Genomic DNA, 21,318 nt, shown 5'->3' with positions numbered 1-21,318 from the left:
ATTATTTTTGTTTGCGTGTGATCTTGGGAAGCATACCATACGATAATGAGATTTATCCCATGGATTGGGTGATTTTTGACATTGAAATTTAAGTTCAATTTCCTTACGTACAAAGGGGGTTCGTCAATGAAAAAAAAGATCCTTGGTTCTCTGATCTTGGCTGCTATCGTAGCCTTGATCGCTGGCTGTGATGACGCATCTAAAAAAGCGGAAGATCCGGTTCAGCAAACTGAAGAAAGTGCAGCACAAAAGACAACTGATGCTGAAAAAACGGCCACGGGCATAATGGATAATGCAAAAGAAAGTGCACAGGAGATAAAGGAAAATGCTTCGCGCGAAGGCCATAGTTTGATTGATAAGTCAAAGGAAGCTGCGACGGATATACAGAGTCAAGCGACTAAAACAGCGAATGATGTGATGGAGGTAATGAAAGCGAAAACGGATGATATCCGGCATCAGGCTAATGATAAACTCGATCAGCTTTCAGATACGATGAAATCGAAGACGGAAGAAATAAAGTCTGAGGCTGATAAAAAGGCAGATGACTTAATCAATCGTCTTAAAGGTCATGATGTTAAAGATGACAGTGATAAAAAAGAGGAAAAGTAATTTATCTTCTTACTTCAATCTATTGTTAGTATAAAAGTGGATTGCATCATAAGGGTGATCTAAAAATGGTCGCCCTTATTATTTTCAATTTAAACCAAGTCTTGGTTTCTTATTCTGGCTTGACTTACTTATCTATTTAAAAGTAGGTTAGGGACGGACTTTGTAAATTATATACTAATCTAACTTCAAGATGCGGGTGATTTCTCCTCGCGAAGCGGGGAGAAACAATGAGTTATGTTGTCTTATAATGAGCAACTTGAAAGGTAACGTGTATAAACAGGATATAATAATGAAAATAAAGTACAGCATAGGAAGACAGAACCCCGAATTAATTCAGCAAGCATTTTCTATTCGCAAACAAGTATTTACGGATGAACAGGGATTTGATGCAGAGATTGATATTGATGAATATGATGATATCGCTTTGCATGTGGTGGTATTTGATGGTGAAAAGCCAATAGGCGTATTACGGGCAATCCAGAAAGATAATAACATACTTAAAGTTGGGCGGGTTGCAGTATTGAGACATTATCGTGGTCAAGGGATAGGTCGTAAGGTTATGGAGTTTATTAAAGATTTCGGCAGAAAAAATAACATTGAGGCTACCATTCTATCTGCACAATGCCATGCTCAACCATTTTATGAAAGCCTTGGTTATCAAGCTCAGGGTGAGATTTATTTGGAAGAAGGCGCAGAACATATCTTTATGACTTTGAATTTAATATCGTAATAAGATAATAATCACTATGAGTAATATAAATACGGGAAAAATGAGTATTCCTTGAATATCTCAATTTCCCGTATTAGTGATTTATCTAATTTTTGTGAGAATGAATTGATTAACTATTTTTGACCGATTGGCGGACAGGGGAATTATTGGCAACATAATATTTTGCCTGACTGCGTGGCAGAGGAGAGATTCCCCTGATGTTATCAGCTATTTTTTCAGCCATCATGATTGTTGTGGCATTTAAATTACCGGTAATAATGGTTGGCATAATAGAAGCATCAATAACACGTAGATTTTCAATGCCATGTACTCTTCCTTGACCATCCACGACCGCCATTTCGTCTGTCCCCATTTTGCAACTGCATGAGGGGTGAAATGCGGTTTCAGCATGTTGACGAATAAAGGCATCCAACTGTTCGTCTGACTGATTTTCAACACCTGGACTGATTTCACGTCCACAATAAGGCGCTAGCGCAGGTTGTGCCATGATCTCCCGCGTAATGCGAATAGCCGCGCGGAACTCTTGCCAGTCCTGTTCTGTTGACATGTAGTTAAATAAAATACTGGGATGCTGACGTGGGTTTCGCGACTTAATTTTCACCCGACCACGGCTTGGGGAACGCATAGAGCCAACATGAGCCTGAAAACCATGTTGGTTGATGGCATTACTGCCATTGTAATTAATGGCAACAGGCAGGAAATGAAACTGAATATTTGGCCAGGCAAATTTTTCATCGGTGCGAATAAAGCCACCTGCTTCAAATTGATTGCTGGCACCAATACCTGTTCCTTTGAATAGCCATTCAGCGCCAATTTGAGGTTGGTTGTACCATTTCAATGCGGGATAAAGGGAAATGGGTTTGAGGCATTCATACTGCAAGTACATTTCAAGGTGATCTTGCAGGTTTTGTCCAACCCCAGGCAAGACATGCACAGCAGAAATACCAAGCTCGTTCAATACTTCTTCGGGACCAATACCTGAACGTTGCAAAATCTGTGGCGATGCAATGGCACCAGCGCAGAGTAAAACTTCTTTACGTGCTTTTGCCTGGGTTAACGTTGAGCTATGGCCTTGATAAAAATTGACGCCAACAGCCGTCTTTCCTTCAAAGACGAGGGTATCCGTTAACGCATGAGTCATGATGGTGAGATTGGCGCGTGAACGAGCTTGATCCAGATAGCCACGGGCTGTGCTGGAGCGGCGTCCTTGAGGGGTAACGGTACGATCCATAGGACCAAAGCCTTCTTGCTGGTAACCATTCAGATCGTCAGTAACGGGATAACCCGCCTGAACACCTGCTTCTACCATTGCATGAAAGAGTTCATTATTTCCTGCTTTGGGTGTCGTGACACTGACAGGCCCATCTGCACCATGATAGTCATTTGCGCCAATATCCCTTGATTCCGCTTTGCGAAAATAGGGAAGGCAATCAAGGTAAGTCCAGTCTTCCAGCCCTGCCTGTGTTGCCCAATGATCAAAATCCAGTGCATTGCCACGGATGTAGCACATGCCATTGATAAGTGAAGATCCCCCCAACCCTTTACCGCGCCCGCATTCCATGCGTCGGTTATTCATATGGGGTTCGGGATCGGTTTCATAAGCCCAGTTATAACGGGTTCCCTGCAAGGGGTATGCCAGCGCCGCTGGCATTTGAGTACGAAAGTCGAACCGGTAATCTGGTCCACCGGCTTCCAGCAGCAGGACCGTCACATTGGTATCTTCCGTTAAACGAGTTGCAAGCACGTTACCCGCTGAACCAGCACCGATAATAATGTAATCAAAAACCATTGTTATCTCCTCTGTTTCAGGCGTGGATTAAAATAGGGATTCAAAATTGCCTAATTCCACCTGTATTGATTTGGTTTGTGTGTAATTTTGTAGTGTGGCCAGTCCATTTTCCCGGCCAACACCAGAATGTTTATAGCCTCCGACAGGCATGGCTGCCGGGGATTCTCCCCAGGTATTGATCCAGCAGATCCCAGCTTCTAGCTGGTGGATCACACGATGTGCGCGGGAAAGATCTTTGGTGACTAATCCTGCACCCAGGCCATAATGGGTATTATTGGCTCGGGTAATGACTTCATCTTCCGTTTCATAGGTCAGGATAGACATCACAGGCCCAAAGATTTCCTCCTGTGCGATCAACATATCATCGGTACAGTCACTGAATACTGTCGGTGCAACAAATGCCCCTTTTGCTAATTCACCTTCCAGCAGACGCTCACCACCACACAGCAGGCGGGCATGGCTGTTTTTACCGTTTTCGATATAGCGTAAAACGGACTCCATGTGTGGAAAACTTACCAGTGGACCAAAGTTAGTGTTGGGATCAAGAGGTGAGCCAATTCGAATGCGTTTAACACGCTCAAGAATTTTTGCTTCAAACGGTGAAAGCAGTGCCTTGGGGACAAAGACGCGTGTTCCGTTCGTACAAACCTGACCTGAACTGAAAAAGTTGGCCATCATGGCAATATCAGCAGCGCGATCCAGATCGGCATCATCAAAAATGATTAGTGGAGATTTACCACCCAATTCCATCGTGACTTCTTTTAGGGTAGAAGCGGAAGCATTTGCCATCACCTTTTTGCCGGTCACAATACCGCCGGTGAAAGACATTTTGGCGATTTTAGGGTGTACAGTCAGATAATGTCCGACTTCATGGCCAGGTCCGGTCAACACATTGAAAACACCATCAGGTAAACCGGCTTCGGTGTAGATTTCAGCCAACTTCAAAGCGGTAAGGGAAGTGACTTCACTTGGTTTAAAAATCATGGCATTACCGGCAGCCAGTGCGGGTGCTGATTTCCACAGGGCAATTTGGATAGGGTAGTTCCATGCGCCGATGCCTGCTACGATACCCAATGGTTCACGGCGTGTATACACAAAAGAAGATTCACGTAGTGGGATCTGCTGGCCTTCAAGGGCTGGAATTAAGCCCGCATAGTATTCCAGTACATCGGCACCTGTGACGATATCAACCTGCCGGGTTTCAGAAAGGGGTTTGCCGGTATCCAGTGTTTCCAATTCAGCCAGTTCATCATTGCGTTCACGCAAGATATTCACCGCTTTGTGTAAGATCCGTGAACGTTCCACTGCGGTCATGGCTGCCCAGATTTTCTGTCCTTTATGGGCGCTTTCGACTGCTAAATCAACATCTTGTTTTGTTGCAGACTGAAATTGAGCAATAACGTCACCATTAGCTGGGTTAATTGCGTCAAAAATTGTATTATTAGGATTGGTACTATCAACATAAGCACCGTGGATATAAAGTTTTTGTAATCCAAAATAGGTCATAGATTCTCCTTAAAGCGTCTATCCAAGTCAGAACTTATCAGATGCTCCGAGTTTCTGTTCGATGTAATCGATAGTAATTTTGAATGTCCCTGCTATATCAAAAGGCTTCCTGCTTAATGCACTTCGCAGCCAAATGCCGTCAATCAATGCAGCAAGACCTTGTGCAGCTAGCCGCGCTTCTGCTTTTGGCATGGCACGTTTAAATTCAACACAAAGATTGGAATGCAAACGGCGCTCATTGATTTGTTGTAACCGATACAGCTTTGGTTGATGCATGCTACTCGCCCAGAATGCCAACCAGGTTTTCATTGCTGCGCTGTTTATCTGGCTGGTATCAAAATTCCCTTCGACAATGGCTTTCAACCTTTGCGTGGGCGTTGCGTTATCTAGCAAGCGTAATCGGCGTGCGACAGCTATTTTTAACTGATGCAATAGATAACGCATGGTCGCTTCTAATAGGCCGTTCTTGTCCTTGAAATAGTGGCTGATAATTCCGTTGGAAACCCCCGCTTTTCGGGCTATTTGTGCAATAGTTGCTTCCTGCATTCCCACTTCATTCACAACGATTAATGTTGCATCAATGAGTTGTTGTTTTCTTATCGACTGCATTCCAATTTTTGGCATGATTTTATGCTCAGAAAATCAATTATTCGGACAGTATTAAACTTTTTTTTAATTGAATGTTCAATCAAAATTAAATATGTTTTATCACAATAATTTTACAATGAGGGAATGAATTTGTTTAAAGTATCTTAAATTTTATATTTAATTCAAACTGTTATATGAATTATGTTTTTCATCTGTTTTAATGCTATTAATTTCAGGAACTGCCTATGAATACACAAGACAGTCCAAAAAACACCCAGAAGGACACCCTGAATTCTGTCGTTTTTTTTACCTCTGCCGGACTGATTATTGCATTTTCTCTGTTCACTATTTTTTTCACAGATGCAACCAGTATTTGGATAAAAAACACCCTGAATTGGGTGTCCAAAACTTTCGGTTGGTATTATTTACTGGCTGCGACGCTTTACATTGTATTCGTTGTTTTTGTCGCGGCTTCCCGTTTTGGTTCAATCAAATTGGGACCGGAACAATCTAAGCCGGAATTCAGTTTGCTAAGTTGGGCGGCGATGCTGTTTGCCGCTGGGATCGGCATTGATTTGATGTTTTTCTCGGTGGCTGAACCTGTCACGCAATATATGCAACCACCAACGGGTCAAGGGGAAACTATTGAAGCAGCTCGTCAGGCGATGGTGTGGACGCTGTTCCATTATGGCCTGACGGGCTGGTCTATGTACGCCTTGATGGGAATTGCATTGGGATATTTTAGTTATCGTTATAATTTGCCTTTGACTATCCGCTCGGCACTTTATCCTATTTTTGGTGATCGCATTAAAGGATTAATCGGTCATACGGTGGATATTGCGGCAGTAATAGGGACCATTTTTGGCATTGCAACGACGCTGGGAATTGGGGTTGTGCAGTTGAATTATGGTCTGAAAGTTCTTTTCGACTTACCGCAAGGATTGGGGGTTCAGGGAGGATTGATACTATTATCTGTGGTGATAGCCATTATCTCCGTAACTTCCGGCGTAAACAAAGGCATTCGATTTTTGTCTGAATTGAATGTCCTGTTGGCTCTTGGCCTGGTTTTATTCATTTTGTTTATGGGCGATACCGAATTCCTGCTTAACGGATTAGTGCAGAACGTCGGGGATTATATCAGCCGTTTTATGGGTATGACGCTGAACAGTTTTGCATTTGAACGCCCCACTGAATGGATGAATAACTGGACTCTGTTTTTCTGGGCATGGTGGGTGGCCTGGTCGCCGTTTGTAGGGCTGTTCCTGGCGCGCATTTCCCGTGGCAGAACGATTCGCCAGTTTGTTATGGGAACATTAGTCATACCATTTGTTTTTACACTGCTGTGGCTATCGATTTTTGGTAACAGTGTGTTGTATGAAATTCTGCATGGTAATCGCCAATTGGCGGAAACCGTGCTACAACACCCAGAACAAGGTTTTTATCGTTTACTGGCACTTTATCCGGCATTCACGTTCAGTGCTTCTGTGGGCACCATTACCGGATTGCTGTTTTATGTCACGTCGGCAGATTCTGGTTCGTTAGTGTTGGGAAATTTCACTTCTAATCTGAGTGATATCAATAATGATGCACCGAATTGGTTACGTGTTTTTTGGTCGGTGGCAATCGGTGTATTAACGCTGGGTATCCTCATGACGGATGGTATTCCTGCTTTGCAAAATACCACGGTTATCATGGGGCTACCTTTTAGTTTTGTGATCTTCTTTGTCATGGCGGGGCTATATAAGTCTTTGCGGGTAGAGGATTTCCGTAAAGCCAGCTCGCTGCAAAATACCTCCCCCACTCTTATGCATGACAATGGCTCATTGAACTGGAAGCAGCGTTTGAGCCGTATGATGCACTTTCCTGGTACGAAAAACACTCAGAGAATGCTGGATATGGTGTGCCGTCCCGCGATGTTAGAAGTGGCTAAAGAGTTAGTTGTACGTGGTGCGAAAGTGCAGTTTAATGCACTGCCCGCTAAAGAGAACAAACGGCTGAATCCACTGGAATTAATTGTTGATTTAGGGGATGAACAGAATTTTATCTATCAAATCTGGCCGCAACGCTATTCTGTACCTGGATTTACCTATCGGGCGAGAGCGGGCAAGTCTCACTATTATCGGTTGGAGACTTTTCTGATGGAAGGAACACAGGGTAATGATTTGATGGACTATACGAAAGAGCAAATCATTAGCGATATTCTTGATCACTATGAAAAACATCTGAATTTTATTCACCTGAACCGAGAAGCACCGGGGCAAACATTGATTTTTCCCAGTGGAGGTTAATTGGCAGGAAGATAAGCGAAATAGAGTAAAGGATAAGAGTAAATGATAAAAAATCGCCTGCGTTATCTGAAATGACAGGCGATTTTTTATTAAAACAGAGAATGAGTTGATTTTATTTCATCCTGGCGGGAATCGAATGTCTGTTTACATCCGAAGAAATCAGCTCATTGAAGTTTTGCTGAAAAATTGACTAGAGTTTCATGATCTCTTTCTGTATATTTATACAGTATTTTGATGTGAGGAGATCAAATGCGCAAAATTATTCATATTGATATGGATTGCTTTTTTGCTGCCGTTGAAATGCGGGATAATCCATCACTCCGTAATATTCCCATTGCTGTCGGGGGAAGCGCTGATCGAAGGGGGGTAATTAGTACGGCAAATTATCCTGCACGCCGTTTCGGGGTGCATAGTGCGATGTCTACGGCTACAGCATTAAGACTTTGTCCCCAATTGAAAGTCATTCCTGGCAGAATGGCGCATTATAAAGAAGTGTCCCAACATATTCGTCGAATTTTTTCCCATTATACTGAGCTGATCGAACCACTTTCTTTAGATGAGGCCTATCTGGATGTGACGGATTGCCATTATTGTCACGGTTCCGCCACGTTGATTGCTCAAGAAATCCGTCAGGTCATTTTTGATGAATTGCAGTTAACGGCCTCGGCTGGTGTAGCGCCAGTGAGGTTTTTAGCCAAAATAGCGTCTGATATCAATAAACCCAATGGGCAATATGTTATCTCTCCTGAACAAGTTGAAACTTTTATCAAGTCGCTGGCATTATGCAAAATTCCCGGTGTTGGAAAGGTCACCGCTAAGCGGTTGTCAGACATGGGGTTAGCGACCTGTTCTGACGTGCAGCGTTATGACAAGCTGGCACTAATAAAAAGTTTAGGTAAGTTTGGTTTGACGCTTTGGGAGCGCTGTCATGGTATTGATGAACGACAGATTACGCCAGAACGTTTGCGTAAGTCCGTTGGGGTGGAGGAAACTTTGGCGCAGGATATCCATGAATGGCATGAATGTGTTGAACTCATTGAAAAACTTTATCCTGAACTGAAAAAACGATTGGAAAAGGTAAAACCCGATCTCCGCATAGCTCGTCAAGGCATCAAATTAAAGTTTGACGATTTTCAATTGACAACACAGGAACATGTCCATCCTATATTGGATAAACGCGATCTGCTCCAAATAGCAAAGCAGGCTTGGGAAATACGCAGGGAAGGGCGGGGAGTCAGGCTGGTTGGGTTGCAGGTGACGTTACAAAACCCACAACTGGAGCGGCAGCTTTTATTGGAATGGTAAGGTGTAAAGAACGCAATCTCCCCCACAAACAAGATGGCAGGGGAGCGGTAATATCATTTTCTATTATTCTTTAGCCGGAATAGCCTTGAGAATTGCGGTGAGTAACTGCCAATATTGACCGACACTCTTAATGTGTACTTTCTCATCAGGGGAGTGGGCACCCCGAATAGTTGGTCCGATAGAAACCATGTCCATATCAGGATACGGTTTTTTGAACAGGCCACACTCCAAACCCGCGTGGATTACCATGATATTCGGTGTCTTATCGAAGAGTTGGTGATAAGTTTCACGTACCAAATGCATGATGGGCGAATTGGCGTCAGGTTGCCAGCCCGGATAGCTGCCACTTGCTACGGTTTCTGCTCCGGACAGTTTTGCCAGAGAATGCAGCATTTCAACAACATAAACCTTGCCACTTTCGATAAGTGAACGGATCAGGCAAATAACCTCGGCTTTCTCTTCGTCCATGGTTACGACGCCTACGTTTAGCGAAGTTTCTACCACACCTTTGGCAACATCGCTCATACGAATAACACCATTCGGCATACTATTGAGCATGGATATGAAGCGTGTCTGGCAATCCGTGGTTAATGCGTGTGATGATGCTTTGGTTTCATCCAACAAGAAAGTGAGATTGTTTTCAACGACAGAATATTCGTTTTTCAATGTCTCCAGATAGTTGTCTTTTAATTGATGGAGTTTTTCAACTTTGTCAGCAGGAACCGCAATCACGGTAGAACCTTCACGAGGAATAGCATTGCGCAGGGTTCCACCTTGTAGATGAATTAATTTCAGTTCCAACTCATCGGAATACGTGGACAGGAAACGAGCCAGTAATTTGTTGGCGTTACCCAACCCCAGATGAATATCACCGCCAGAATGACCGCCTTTTAATCCCTTAATCGTCAATTGTAGCGTTTTATAGTTAGCTGGCAGCGCTTCACGAGACAGGTGTAAGGTTGTGGAAAAATCAATGCCGCCTGCACAACCCATGTAGATTTCACCTTCTTCTTCTGAATCCGTATTGATCAGAACGTCAGCTTGCAGCCAGCCAGATTTCAGGCCGAATGCACCATCCATGCCAGCCTCTTCGGTCATGGTCAGTAAAATTTCCAATGGTCCATGTTTAACGGATTCGTCCGCCAAGACCGCCAGAGCAGAAGCCATACCAATACCGTTATCTGCGCCTAAAGTTGTACCATCAGCCGTAACCCAGTCACCATCGATATAAGGGCGAATAGGATCTTTTGTGAAATCGTGTTGAGTATCGTTATTTTTCTGTGGAACCATATCAAGGTGTGCTTGAAGGACAACCGACTTGCGATTTTCCATACCTTTTGACGCTGGCTTTCTGATCAAAATATTACCCACTTCATCCCGCTCTACATGGAATCTTTTGCTTTTTGCCCACGCAATAATATGGGATGCGAGAGCCTCTTCATGATAAGACGGATGAGGAATGGAACAGATCTGAGCAAAAATATCCCATAAAGGTTGTGGGGATAGCGTTGATAATTCGGACACGGCGAATCTCCTATAACTGAATCTTGGTGAGAAAAATGGTAATGTTTGATGCATCAGGGAGTTTTTATCATCTGCATTGACCTAATATCCATGCTAGGCTTGAGAATATCATTTTATTGTCAGCAATGGGCTGTGAGAATGAGGGCTTACCCTGTTTTTACTGGTTTTTGTTGGTTCAAATCACTATAATCTCGCGCAACCTTTTTTCCGCAAAAAACGCTTTTCTGAAATATTCTTTAGTTTCCAGGATCTAATTTTATGAGTGAAAAATATGTCGTAACGTGGGATATGTTACAAATACATGCCCGTCAATTGGCACAACGTTTACTTCCCGTAGAGCAGTGGAAAGGCATTATTGCTGTTAGCCGTGGTGGTCTTGTTCCGGGAGCGTTACTGGCTCGCGAATTGGGAATTCGCCATGTCGATACGGTTTGTATTTCCAGTTATGATCACGATAATCAGCGCGAGTTGAAAGTATTGAAAAAAGCTGAAGGTGACGGTGAAGGGTTCATTGTTGTTGATGATCTGGTTGATACTGGGGGTACAGCCCAGGCAATCCGTGAAATGTATCCGAAAGCTCATTTTGTAACGATTTTTGCCAAACCCGCCGGTCGCCCTCTTGTGGATGATTATGTTATTGACATTCCCCAAAACACATGGATTGAGCAGCCATGGGATATGGGAGTCGTGTTTGTTCCACCTGTTTGTGAAAAGCAGTAAGATTTTTCTTTTGTCATGACGAAACAAAACCTTTCAGAATCGCTGTTTAAGCCTCGGTTTAAACATCGAGAAACCTCTACACTGGTAAAATATACTCGCCCACAATCTATAACTACCAGTGATAGTATGCTTGGTGGGGAGCGCCGCGAGCGTTGGTATCGTATGATTAATTGGCTCGCTTGGATCTGGAGGGGAGTCAATCCGCTAGAAATTCAAGATGTCCTCAGCCGGATTGCCGTGACGGATGCCGAACGCAGTACTGAACATTTGTTAGATACTGTGATCGGCTATCGTAAAGGAAATTGGGCATTTGAGTGGTCTCAGCAGGCAATGTACTGGCAACAGGAAGCGTTGCATACTGAAGATACGGAAAAAGCCGGGTCATGTTGGTTAAAGGCTGCAACGCTATATAGTATTGCAGCTTATCCTCATTTGCGCGGTGATGAACTGGCCGATCAGGCCATCGTGCTGGCTAATAAAGCCTATGAAAACGCGGCACGTTTTTCTGACTACGAATTAAAAAAGCTGGAATTCCAGTTGGAAGGGGGCAAAAGTGTTACTGGGTTATTGCATTTGCCTTCCCATGTACAAGGACCTTGTCCAACGATATTAGTTTGTGCCAGCCTTGATAATGTCCAGAGTGATTGCTGGCGGTTGTTTCGTGAACATTTCTCGCCTCTTGGTTTTGCCATGCTAACGCTGGATATGCCTTCTGTTGGTTATTCCGCGAAATTTACCTTGACGCAGGATACATGCGTACTTCATCAACAAGTTTTACAACAGCTAGATAGTGTGCCGTGGATTGATCATACCCGTGTAGGTGTATTTGGTTTTCGTTTTGGCGCGAATATCGCTGTCCGGCTTGCTTATCTGGAACCGAAACTGATTAAAGGCGTATCGGTAGTAGGCCCGATTGTGCATGAATTACTGCATGATGAAAAATTACAGCAGAAAATCCCGTCAATGTATATTGATGTCTTGGCTAGTCGTTTAGGTATTTATCACGTTGATGAAAAGAGATTACGTTCAGAATTAGCGTGTTATTCGTTGAAGAATCAAGGACTATTGGGCCGTCGTTGTACTGTACCCATGTTTTCGGTGTATTGGGAGGATGATATTTTCAGCCCAAGGAAAGACTCGAAGTTGATTGCGATGTCATCAATGGAAGGTTCAGTACGAGCTATTCCTGCAACCTCAATTTATGGTGGTTTCAATAAGGCATTACACGAAATAAGTGTATGGTTGAAAGATAAAGTTTTATAAAAATAAATTTATCACTTGATATTTTTTAATCATTTGATACAAAGGTGTTCTGTATATAAGGAGACCTTTGTATGACTTTACCCGCAAGTTATTCTAAAAATAGGTTGTTAAAGCGTTTTTCTGCATTAGGGCCGTATGTACGTGAATTAAAGTGTCAAAATGGTTATTTTTTCTTTGACTGTTTAGCTGTTTGTGTCAGTGCCAAAGTAGCACCGGAAAAACGTGAATTTTTGGGATGGTGGTTAGAGCTAGAAGAGCAGGATCAAGGTTTTGTTTATCACTATCAGATAGGCTTATTCGATAAACAAGGTGAATGGAATGCCATGAATATCAAAAAAAAGGCCGATCTTGAGCATCTTGAATCAATGCTACAAGCATTCCACAAACGTCTGGTTGATTCTTGTGAAACGCTCAAACTGACATTGATCCCATCTAAAAATACCGTCGCTTTGCAAACGCAAGTGATAGCGTAATTCTGTTTTTTTAACCTGCTTTTGCTAAATTTTGCGTTATGTCAGTTGGCATAACGCTTCTCTCCTGTTAAAACTGGACACTGTTTTTTTTCAAATTAACTGTAATGGCAGAAATATGATGAATGGCAGCCAAACATTGGTTGTGAAACTGGGGACGAGTGTATTAACTGGTGGCTCTCGTCGTTTGAATCGTGCCCATATTGTAGAACTGGTTCGTCAATGTGCTCAACAGCATGAAAAAGGTCATCGCATTATTATTGTAACTTCTGGTGCGATTGCCGCCGGTCGTGAGCACTTAGGATATCCTGATCTTCCGGCAACTATTGCTTCCAAACAATTGCTGGCAGCTGTTGGGCAAAGCCGCCTGATCCAATTGTGGGAGCAGCTTTTCTCTATTTATGGTATTCACGTCGGGCAAATGCTCCTGACCCGCGCGGATTTGGAAGATCGTGAACGTTTCCTGAATGCAAGAGATACCCTTCAGGCTTTGCTTGATAACCACATCGTTCCCATTATTAATGAAAATGATGCCGTTGCGACAGCAGAGATTAAAGTGGGTGACAATGATAATCTTTCTGCATTGGCTGCTATTTTGGGCAGTGCAGATAAATTGTTGCTTCTGACGGATATAGCAGGGCTTTATACTGCAGATCCTCGTAGTAACCCTGATGCAACCTTGATCCCTGAAGTGCATGACATCAGTGATGAGCTGAAAATGATGGCTGGAGACAGTGTTTCGGGATTAGGTACGGGAGGAATGGCAACAAAACTTCAGGCGGCAGGCGTGGCAGGACGTGCTGGCATTGATGTCATTATTGCCGCGGGTAACCGGCCGGATGTTATTGCTGATGTTATTACAGGAAAGTCGGTTGGAACCCGCTTTCATGGCCTGGCTAGCCCAATGGAAAACCGTAAGCGTTGGATTTTTGGGGCACCTCCGGCAGGGGAAATTATTGTCGATCATGGTGCAGAAGCGGCGATTGTTGGCAAAGGTAGTTCGTTGCTGCCAAAAGGGATCAAAAACGTTAAAGGTGATTTTTCCCGCGGTGAGGTTATTTGCATCCGTAGCTTATCGGGTAAAGATTTGGCTCATGGTGTTTGCCGTTACAACAGTGATGCATTACGCCTGATAGCAGGCCATCATTCACAGCAAATTAGCCAGATATTAGGTTATGAATATGGCGCAGTTGCGGTTCACCGTGATGATTTGATCGTAATTTAATGAATTGATCGTGAGTTAAGGATTTCACCATGCTAGAGCAGATGGGAAAAGCAGCCAAAGCCGCATCGTGGCAATTGGCACAATTGAGTACCAGTCAGAAAAACCAAGCGTTGAATCACATTGCTGATTTGTTGGAGACAGAGATTGAAGTGATTCTTGCTGCTAACCAGCAAGATATGAAGCAAGCCCACGAACAGGGAATGAGTGCAGCACTACTCGATCGGTTATTACTGACACCTGAACGGCTGAATGCTATTGCCAATGATGTGCGCCAAGTCTGCCGTTTGGCTGATCCTGTCGGGCAAGTTATTGATGGACAATTATTGGATAATGGATTGCAATTGAGCCGTCGCCGAGTTCCGTTGGGCGTGATTGGTGTGATATATGAAGCCCGGCCCAATGTTACCATTGATGTGGCGTCGTTGTGTCTGAAAACCGGTAATGCTGTGATACTGCGTGGTGGCAAAGAGACTCACCATACAAATCAAGCGATGGTTAAGGTTATCCAGCAGGCATTGGAACAAAGTGGATTGCCGGCGGCTGCGGTTCAGGCTATCAATAAACCTGATCGTGAGTTGGTGGCTGAATTACTGAAAATGGATCGTTATGTCGATATGTTGATCCCAAGAGGCGGTGCGGGGTTACATAAATTGTGTCGGGAACAATCGACAATCCCTGTGATTACTGGCGGTATTGGCGTTTGTCATACATTTGTAGATGAAACCATCAATATTGAAAAAGCACTGGAAATCATTACTAATGCGAAAGTCCAGCGTCCAAGTGCCTGTAATTCACTAGAAACATTATTGGTGCATGAAAAAATAGCAGCTAATTTTCTGCCAGTTTTGAGTATCAAAATGAAAGAGCAGGGCGTGACATTACATGCCAGCAAATCAGCGATGACATTGCTGAAAGATGGCCCTGCAACTGTTGTTGAAGTGGCAGAGGAAGATTACTGTGATGAATGGTTATCTTTAGATATGAATGTAGAAATTGTTAGCGATATCGATCGAGCTATTGAACACATTCGTACTTATGGCACAGCCCATTCCGATGCGATATTGACGGAATCTTTGCAGCAAGCCGATTACTTTGTACGTCATGTGGATTCAGCCGCGGTATATGTAAATGCCAGTACGCGTTTTACTGATGGCGGACAATTTGGTTTGGGGGCTGAAGTGGCTGTCAGCACTCAGAAATTGCACTCCCGAGGCCCAATGGGGCTTGATGCACTGACAACGTATAAGTGGATTGGTTATGGTGATTATTTACCGCGTAGTTGACCATATTCTACTTTAATTAGATTTCATTGAACTTTGTTAGGTCACACTTAATTTTCAGTGTGACTTTTTGATCCATCAAAAATACCTTTTTACACGAGTGTAAATATTTAGTTACTATACTTTATATTTAGGCTTAATTTTATAGACTCTTCGGGAAAACAACGAAATGAAACAAACTCTATTCATCGTAGGTGCACGAGGTGCAGGGAAGACGACAATAGGTAAGTTGTTGTCTGAAGCGCTGTCGTATAAATTTATTGACACAGATGAAAGTATCCAGGCCATGAATAAAATGACGATAGCTGAGCTTGTCGAACAATATGGCTGGGAACATTTCAGAAAATTAGAAAGCCAAACGTTGAAAGCAGTTAGTCAGAGTGAGCGCGTCATTTCAACAGGTGGAGGAATGGTACTGGCGCTTGAGAATCGTCAGTATATGCAACAAAACGGTATTGTGATTTATTTGCAAGCCTCCGCAGAAGTTTTGAGTCAGCGATTATCTCTCAACCCAGAAAATTCACAGCGTCCTAGTCTGACCGGAAAGTCCATCATAGAAGAAATGGCGGAAATATTGGTTGAAAGAGAACCATTATACCAAGAGTGTGCCAATTTCATCGTTGATGCCAGCCTCGCAACAGAAGATATCGTATCCCACGTTAAATCTTACATTTTAAACCAGAAAACCAAACTAATTTGATATATCAACGGTGTTTAAGTTTATTTTCTAGCTGATAGGGAAATCTGATATAACAAATCGTCCATACAACTTATAGTATCGTTCTGTTTACTCACTTTAATTTTATTAATTATATTTGAGATATGGATATGCTCTTAAATTTTATTCGGTTACTTATTCGTGTACTCTTCAGGGTTACCATTGAAGGTGATACCAAACAGTTACAACAACACACCAAGTGCATTATCACTCCTAATCATGTTTCATTTCTGGATGGCCTGCTAATTGGGCTATTCCTGCCGGTAAAGCCTGTATTTGCTGTTTATTCTAATATTGCAACTCGTGGTTTTCTCAGATTTATCAAGCCGTATGCGGATGTTGTACCTCTCGATCCTACTAATCCAATGGCAGTCAGGACATTGGTTAAAGAAGTGGATAAAGGGCGCCCGATTGTGATTTTTCCTGAAGGGAGGATCACCGTAACTGGCTCCCTTATGAAAATTTATGATGGTGCCGCTTTTATTGCCGCGAAATCAGGCGCAAAAGTAGTACCAATCCGAATTGAGGGGGCAGAGCAAACGATTTTTGGCCGGTTAAAAGGCATTGTGAAGCGGCATTGGTTGCCGAAAATCACTCTCAAAATTTTACCGGCCGTCGATCTGCCAATGCCGGATGCACCTGATTCAACAACACGTCGCCGTTTAGCAGGAGAACATCTCCACGCCATTATGATGGCTGTGAGAATGCAGACGCGCCCAAAAGAAACGTTATTCAGCGCTTACCTAACTGCACAAACACGCTTTGGCCGTTTTAAGTCCTGCATTGAAGATGTGAATTTTAAAGAGGATAGCTATCATTCATTGCTGAAAAAAATATTGGGAATTAGCCGGATCTTAGAGCGTTTTACACAGGAAGGTGAGCGTATCGGCCTGCTGTTGCCAAATACAACTGTGATGGCGGCTACCCTATATGGTGCTTCGTTAAGAGGGCGAATACCCGCGCTTTTGAACTATACGGCAGGAAGCCGCGGTATTAAGAATGCCATGCGGGCTGCAACCATTAAAACCATCGTAACATCCCGCCAATTTCTGGAAAAAGGACAATTGGCTCATCTGCCAGAACAGGTGACTGAAGCTAATTGGGTATATCTCGAAGATTTAAAGGACACGATCACGCGGGAAGATAAGCTTTGGATATTGTGGCATCTGATTTTCCCTGCCAAAGCTATTCTGACGTCGCAAAAGCCGGATGATGATGCATTGATTCTGTTTACGTCAGGCTCTGAAGGTGCACCCAAAGGTGTTGTTCACAGCCATGCCAGCTTATTGGCGAACGTTGAGCAGATAAAAACTGTTGCTGATTTTACTCCGCTGGATCGCTTTATGTCTTCTTTGCCACTGTTTCATGCTTTTGGCTTAACAGTTGGTCTATTGACTCCATTAATGACAGGCAGTCGTGTATTTCTTTACCCAAGCCCCTTACATTATCGTGTTGTACCTGAACTGGTCTATGACCGAAATTGTACCGTGTTATTCGGAACTTCGACTTTCTTGGGCAACTATGCTCGTTTTGCCCATCCTTATGATTTTGCTCGGCTGCGTTATGTGGTGGCTGGTGCAGAAAAATTGTCCGAAAACACCAAGCACATTTGGCAAGATAAATTTGGCATCCGTATCCTGGAAGGTTATGGCGTGACGGAATGTGCGCCGGTCGTGGCAATCAATGTACCGATGGCGGCAAAAACAGGAACAGTTGGGCGGCTCTTACCGGGTATGGAAGCCCGTTTATTGCCTATACAGGGCATTGAAGGAGGTGGTCGCTTACAGCTACGTGGACCAAATGTTATGAAAGGATATTTGCGAGTTGAAGCACCTGATCGTTTGGAACCACCTTCTGCCGAAGACGCTGAAGGGAATCATCAAATCGGCTGGTATGATACCGGAGATATCGTTTCCATTGATGAAGAGGGCTTTTGTACGATCAAAGGACGTGTGAAACGATTTGCTAAGCTTGCAGGGGAAATGGTTTCTCTCGAAGCGGTAGAACAAGTTGCTTCTCATGTTTCTGCCGATGCGCTACATGCGGCTACAACCAGAAGTGATCGAAGCAAAGGCGAAGCACTGGTATTGTTCACTACAGATGCGAATCTGAATAGAAACAGAATGCTGGGAGTGGCACGCGAAATAGGGATGCCTGAGTTGTCGGTTCCACGCGATATTCGTTATGTGAAGCAACTTCCTTTGCTCGGCAGTGGCAAACCGGATTTTGTCACCTTAAGAGAAATGGCCGAACAGGAGTAAGGAAATGGAGACACAACCGCTACTGAACCGTGGAATGAAAGCAGTATTGCTGTCACAATTTCTTTCTGCTTTTGCTGATAATGCGCTGTTCTTTGCCATCTTAGCCCAATTAAAGGCAGAGTCTTACCCTGAATGGAGTTGGCCAGCACTGCAAATTGTTTTTGTTCTGGCTTATATCATACTTGCCCCTTTTGTCGGGCAAATTGCTGATCGGTTTTCAAAAGGGCGTGTCATGCTCTTTTCTAATGGCGTCAAATTGCTTGGGGCTATCAGCATCTGTATCGATATAAATCCTTTTCTGGGATATACCTTAGTGGGAATTGGGGCAGCGGCCTATTCTCCTGCTAAATATGGGATCTTGGGGGAGCTAACAGATGGTGGGCGTTTGGTAAAAGCCAATGGCATGATGGAGGCTTCTACTATTGCAGCTATTTTGATTGGCTCAGTTGCTGGCGGTTTCCTCTCTGATATTAGCCTGGTGCTGGCATTAGGACTTTGTGCCTTATTGTATGGTGCCGCAGTCGTATCGAATTTCTTTATACCTCGTCTGGCGGCGGCTCGTGAAGGCAAGGGGTGGAATCCCACAAAAATGTTGGTGGATTTCATGACGGTTTGTGTGACACTTTGGCGTCATCAGGAAACGCGCTTCTCACTGGTAGGGACTAGCCTATTTTGGGGAGCGGGTATCACGCTACGCTTCCTGTTAGTCGCATGGGTGCCTGTTGTGCTGGGGATTGATGGCAATACAACCCCTACATTGATGAATGCAATAGTTGCGATTGGTATCATTGTTGGAGCAGGTTTAGCTGCGCGGTTTATTACATTGAAAACCGTGCGTCGTTGTATGCCTGCAGGGATCTTAATTGGATTCATGGTCATTCTTTTTGCGACTCAGCAATCAATAGTATTTTCCTACTTAATTTTGATCGTCCTTGGCGTATTTGGTGGCCTTTTTGTTGTTCCATTAAATGCGTTATTGCAAGAACATGGCAAGCATTCGATGGGGGCAGGCAAAGCTGTTGCTGTGCAAAACCTGGGCGAAAATAGTGCTATGCTGATAATGTTAGGATTGTATTCGGTTTCCGTTATGGCGGGCGTTTCGGTCGTTGCTGTTGGCATTGGTTTTGGTACCTTACTTTCTTTGGCAATTGGGGGGCTGTGGATTTGGGATCTGCTTCGGAAAAATTAATTTCTTATAAAATTGAAGGTCTGTTATGGATGAAAAAATCCTGAATCAGCTTAGTATTGAACTTGGAAAGAGATTAAAACGAAAAAAATTATCTGTGACCTGTGCAGAATCTTGCACAGGGGGTTGGATAGCTAAAGTGATCACAGATATTGCGGGAAGCTCAGCTTACTTTAATCGTGGTTTTGTGACTTACAGCAACGATGCTAAGCATGAAATGCTGGGCGTTTTACCAGAGTCATTGGCGCAATTTGGAGCGGTCAGTGAGCAGATCGTAAAAGAAATGGCTAAAGGGGCATTAATCGTCGCTAAGGCAGACGTTTCTGTTGCGGTTAGCGGCATTGCTGGGCCAGAAGGAGGAAGTGAGGAAAAACCGACTGGCACAGTTTGGTTTGGGTTTGCCTTTTACATTGATGAAAACATCCAGACTGTAACATATCGCCAGCATTTTTCGGGTGATCGCAATGCTGTGCGTCTACAAGCCGTCATTTTTTCTTTGAAAACTTTATTGGATGAAATCATAAAAAATTAGCTTGATGCTGTATGATTATACAGTATAATCATACGGCACTTTGGTATCAGAAACAGTTTATCAGCAGTGAGGCAGCCCCTTCATTGCTTGCGAAGGAGTCAACATGGCTAACGATGAAAACAAACAAAAAGCATTAGCAGCAGCGCTGGGCCAAATTGAGAAACAATTTGGTAAAGGTTCCATCATGCGTTTGGGTGAAAATCGCTCAATGGATGTTGAAACCATTTCTACCGGTTCCCTGTCACTGGATATTGCATTGGGTGCGGGTGGTTTGCCAATGGGCCGTATTGTGGAAATATACGGGCCAGAATCATCCGGTAAAACAACGCTGACCTTGCAAGTTATTGCCGCTGCCCAGCGTGAAGGCAGAACTTGTGCTTTTATTGATGCCGAACATGCTCTTGATCCGGTTTATGCGAAAAAACTGGGTGTAGATATTGATAATCTGTTGTGTTCTCAGCCTGATACTGGCGAACAGGCATTGGAAATCTGTGATGCCCTATCACGTTCTGGTGCTGTTGATGTGATTATTGTTGACTCTGTTGCAGCATTAACACCAAAAGCAGAAATTGAAGGTGAAATCGGCGACTCTCATATGGGCCTGGCTGCACGTATGATGAGCCAAGCGATGCGTAAATTAGCGGGAAATTTGAAAAACTCGAATACCCTGTTGATTTTTATCAACCAGATCCGCATGAAAATTGGTGTGATGTTTGGTAACCCAGAAACGACTACAGGTGGTAATGCACTGAAGTTCTACGCATCTGTCCGTTTGGATATTCGCCGCACTGGTTCGGTGAAAAATGGCGACGAAGTGGTTGGTAGCGAAACACGTGTGAAAGTAGTCAAGAACAAGGTTGCTGCACCATTTAAACAGGCCGAATTCCAAATTCTCTATGGTGAAGGTATCAACACTTTTGGTGAGTTGGTCGATCTGGGTGTTAAACACAAAATGGTAGAAAAAGCAGGTGCATGGTATAGCTACAATGGCGAAAAAATTGGACAAGGTAAGGCCAATGCTACTATGTATCTGAAAGAACACCCAGAAATTGCATCCGAGTTGGATAAAAAACTACGCGATTTACTGTTGAATAATACAGGTGAGTTCAGTAGTGCAGCGACGGATTACGTGACAGATTATGAAGACAACGGCGAAGAAGTGAATCACGAAGAGTTTTAATACGTATTTGTCTTCCAATTCAGTCATAGTACAGAGCTAATCTGGCTTTTAAAAACCACATCTATATCGGGTGTGGTTTTTTATTTTTACGCCCGTTTCCCTGGCGGAAATAAACATCCTTGAAATAGGCGTATTGAAACAGGT

18 protein-coding genes are annotated in these 21,318 nt (G+C 43.6%); 14 read left to right on the top strand and 4 right to left on the bottom strand.

Annotation, left to right across the window (positions count from 1 at the left end):
• The first annotated feature begins 126 nt into the window (after window positions 1-126).
• A complete protein-coding gene (locus IQ211_RS00175) occupies window positions 127-609 on the top strand; it encodes a YtxH domain-containing protein (protein ID WP_189758051.1) in 483 nt (160 codons plus the stop codon).
• Between the two features lie 289 nt (window positions 610-898).
• The gene (locus IQ211_RS00170) at window positions 899-1,339 is read left to right on the top strand and encodes a GNAT family N-acetyltransferase (protein ID WP_189758052.1); all 441 of its coding nucleotides are present in this window, start codon (window positions 899-901) and stop codon (window positions 1,337-1,339) included.
• A 109-nt stretch (window positions 1,340-1,448) separates the two neighbouring features.
• On the opposite strand, the gene betA is transcribed toward IQ211_RS00170, so the two are convergent.
• From betA to betI, 3 genes are read right to left on the bottom strand one after another with little or no spacing between them, the layout of a single operon-like run.
• Window positions 1,449-3,128 carry a choline dehydrogenase gene (betA, locus tag IQ211_RS00165; protein WP_189758053.1) on the bottom strand — a complete coding sequence of 560 codons (1,680 nt, stop codon included), beginning with the start codon at window positions 3,126-3,128 and terminating at the stop codon, window positions 1,449-1,451.
• A gap of 27 nt (window positions 3,129-3,155) precedes the next feature.
• Window positions 3,156-4,634: a betaine-aldehyde dehydrogenase gene (betB, locus tag IQ211_RS00160; protein ID WP_189758054.1), complete on the bottom strand. Its 1,479-nt coding sequence runs from the start codon at window positions 4,632-4,634 to the stop codon at window positions 3,156-3,158.
• A gap of 27 nt (window positions 4,635-4,661) precedes the next feature.
• Window positions 4,662-5,258 carry a transcriptional regulator BetI gene (gene betI / locus IQ211_RS00155; RefSeq protein ID WP_189758055.1) on the bottom strand — a complete coding sequence of 199 codons (597 nt, stop codon included), beginning with the start codon at window positions 5,256-5,258 and terminating at the stop codon, window positions 4,662-4,664.
• Window positions 5,259-5,467: 209 nt separating this feature from the next.
• On the opposite strand from betI, the gene IQ211_RS00150 reads away from it, so the two are divergent.
• Together IQ211_RS00150 and dinB are read left to right on the top strand one after the other, a co-directional pair.
• Window positions 5,468-7,510: a choline transporter gene (locus IQ211_RS00150; RefSeq protein WP_189758056.1), complete on the top strand. Its 2,043-nt coding sequence runs from the start codon at window positions 5,468-5,470 to the stop codon at window positions 7,508-7,510.
• 249 nt (window positions 7,511-7,759) lie between these two features.
• Complete coding sequence (gene dinB / locus IQ211_RS00145) at window positions 7,760-8,815, top strand: DNA polymerase IV (protein ID WP_189758057.1); 1,056 nt, start codon at window positions 7,760-7,762, stop codon at window positions 8,813-8,815.
• Between the two features lie 63 nt (window positions 8,816-8,878).
• Here the strand turns inward: dinB and pepD are convergent, their stop codons facing one another.
• On the bottom strand, window positions 8,879-10,339 hold the full coding sequence (pepD, locus tag IQ211_RS00140) for a beta-Ala-His dipeptidase (RefSeq protein ID WP_189758058.1): 1,461 nt from the start codon (window positions 10,337-10,339) through the stop codon (window positions 8,879-8,881).
• A 258-nt stretch (window positions 10,340-10,597) separates the two neighbouring features.
• Here pepD and gpt point away from each other — a divergent pair, with 258 nt between their 5' ends.
• The 10 genes from gpt to recA all read left to right on the top strand — a co-directional run bounded on the left by gpt (window position 10,598) and on the right by recA (window position 21,174).
• Window positions 10,598-11,059, top strand: coding sequence for a xanthine phosphoribosyltransferase (gene gpt, locus IQ211_RS00135; RefSeq protein ID WP_074020156.1), 462 nt, complete (start codon window positions 10,598-10,600; stop codon window positions 11,057-11,059).
• Between the two features lie 15 nt (window positions 11,060-11,074).
• On the top strand, window positions 11,075-12,322 hold the full coding sequence (frsA, locus tag IQ211_RS00130; RefSeq protein WP_189758059.1) for an esterase FrsA: 1,248 nt from the start codon (window positions 11,075-11,077) through the stop codon (window positions 12,320-12,322).
• Window positions 12,323-12,393: 71 nt separating this feature from the next.
• Window positions 12,394-12,795: a sigma factor-binding protein Crl gene (gene crl / locus IQ211_RS00125; protein ID WP_189758060.1), complete on the top strand. Its 402-nt coding sequence runs from the start codon at window positions 12,394-12,396 to the stop codon at window positions 12,793-12,795.
• 118 nt (window positions 12,796-12,913) lie between these two features.
• Window positions 12,914-14,017: a glutamate 5-kinase gene (gene proB, locus IQ211_RS00120; RefSeq protein ID WP_455570253.1), complete on the top strand. Its 1,104-nt coding sequence runs from the start codon at window positions 12,914-12,916 to the stop codon at window positions 14,015-14,017.
• A gap of 29 nt (window positions 14,018-14,046) precedes the next feature.
• Window positions 14,047-15,300: a glutamate-5-semialdehyde dehydrogenase gene (proA, locus tag IQ211_RS00115; protein WP_189758062.1), complete on the top strand. Its 1,254-nt coding sequence runs from the start codon at window positions 14,047-14,049 to the stop codon at window positions 15,298-15,300.
• Window positions 15,301-15,466: 166 nt separating this feature from the next.
• Window positions 15,467-15,997 carry a shikimate kinase AroL gene (gene aroL / locus IQ211_RS00110; RefSeq protein ID WP_189758063.1) on the top strand — a complete coding sequence of 177 codons (531 nt, stop codon included), beginning with the start codon at window positions 15,467-15,469 and terminating at the stop codon, window positions 15,995-15,997.
• Window positions 15,998-16,125: 128 nt separating this feature from the next.
• On the top strand, window positions 16,126-18,276 hold the full coding sequence (gene aas / locus IQ211_RS00105) for a bifunctional acyl-ACP--phospholipid O-acyltransferase/long-chain-fatty-acid--ACP ligase (protein ID WP_189758064.1): 2,151 nt from the start codon (window positions 16,126-16,128) through the stop codon (window positions 18,274-18,276).
• A 4-nt stretch (window positions 18,277-18,280) separates the two neighbouring features.
• Window positions 18,281-19,465 (top strand): lysophospholipid transporter LplT, encoded by a 1,185-nt coding sequence (lplT, locus tag IQ211_RS00100; RefSeq protein ID WP_189758065.1) that lies wholly within the window; start codon window positions 18,281-18,283, stop codon window positions 19,463-19,465.
• A 25-nt stretch (window positions 19,466-19,490) separates the two neighbouring features.
• Window positions 19,491-19,994, top strand: coding sequence for a nicotinamide-nucleotide amidase (pncC, locus tag IQ211_RS00095; RefSeq protein ID WP_189758066.1), 504 nt, complete (start codon window positions 19,491-19,493; stop codon window positions 19,992-19,994).
• Between the two features lie 103 nt (window positions 19,995-20,097).
• Window positions 20,098-21,174 (top strand): recombinase RecA, encoded by a 1,077-nt coding sequence (recA, locus tag IQ211_RS00090; protein WP_189758067.1) that lies wholly within the window; start codon window positions 20,098-20,100, stop codon window positions 21,172-21,174.
• Window positions 21,175-21,318: the final 144 nt, after the last annotated feature.

Source organism: Xenorhabdus griffiniae (genome assembly GCF_015163655.1).
In the GTDB taxonomy this organism is placed as follows: domain Bacteria; phylum Pseudomonadota; class Gammaproteobacteria; order Enterobacterales; family Enterobacteriaceae; genus Xenorhabdus; species Xenorhabdus griffiniae.
This window is presented reverse-complemented; position numbering and strand designations above follow the sequence as displayed.

Coding starts and splice junctions, on each gene's coding strand:
- IQ211_RS00175 (WP_189758051.1), top strand. CDS start 127: ATGAAAAAAAAGATCCTTGGTTCTCTGATCTTGGCTGCTATCGTAGCC.
- IQ211_RS00170 (WP_189758052.1), top strand. CDS start 899: ATGAAAATAAAGTACAGCATAGGAAGACAGAACCCCGAATTAATTCAG.
- betA (WP_189758053.1), bottom strand. CDS start 3,128: ATGGTTTTTGATTACATTATTATCGGTGCTGGTTCAGCGGGTAACGTG.
- betB (WP_189758054.1), bottom strand. CDS start 4,634: ATGACCTATTTTGGATTACAAAAACTTTATATCCACGGTGCTTATGTT.
- betI (WP_189758055.1), bottom strand. CDS start 5,258: ATGCCAAAAATTGGAATGCAGTCGATAAGAAAACAACAACTCATTGAT.
- IQ211_RS00150 (WP_189758056.1), top strand. CDS start 5,468: ATGAATACACAAGACAGTCCAAAAAACACCCAGAAGGACACCCTGAAT.
- dinB (WP_189758057.1), top strand. CDS start 7,760: ATGCGCAAAATTATTCATATTGATATGGATTGCTTTTTTGCTGCCGTT.
- gpt (WP_074020156.1), top strand. CDS start 10,598: ATGAGTGAAAAATATGTCGTAACGTGGGATATGTTACAAATACATGCC.
- frsA (WP_189758059.1), top strand. CDS start 11,075: ATGACGAAACAAAACCTTTCAGAATCGCTGTTTAAGCCTCGGTTTAAA.
- crl (WP_189758060.1), top strand. CDS start 12,394: ATGACTTTACCCGCAAGTTATTCTAAAAATAGGTTGTTAAAGCGTTTT.
- proB (WP_455570253.1), top strand. CDS start 12,914: ATGAATGGCAGCCAAACATTGGTTGTGAAACTGGGGACGAGTGTATTA.
- proA (WP_189758062.1), top strand. CDS start 14,047: ATGCTAGAGCAGATGGGAAAAGCAGCCAAAGCCGCATCGTGGCAATTG.
- aroL (WP_189758063.1), top strand. CDS start 15,467: ATGAAACAAACTCTATTCATCGTAGGTGCACGAGGTGCAGGGAAGACG.
- aas (WP_189758064.1), top strand. CDS start 16,126: ATGCTCTTAAATTTTATTCGGTTACTTATTCGTGTACTCTTCAGGGTT.
- lplT (WP_189758065.1), top strand. CDS start 18,281: ATGGAGACACAACCGCTACTGAACCGTGGAATGAAAGCAGTATTGCTG.
- pncC (WP_189758066.1), top strand. CDS start 19,491: ATGGATGAAAAAATCCTGAATCAGCTTAGTATTGAACTTGGAAAGAGA.
- recA (WP_189758067.1), top strand. CDS start 20,098: ATGGCTAACGATGAAAACAAACAAAAAGCATTAGCAGCAGCGCTGGGC.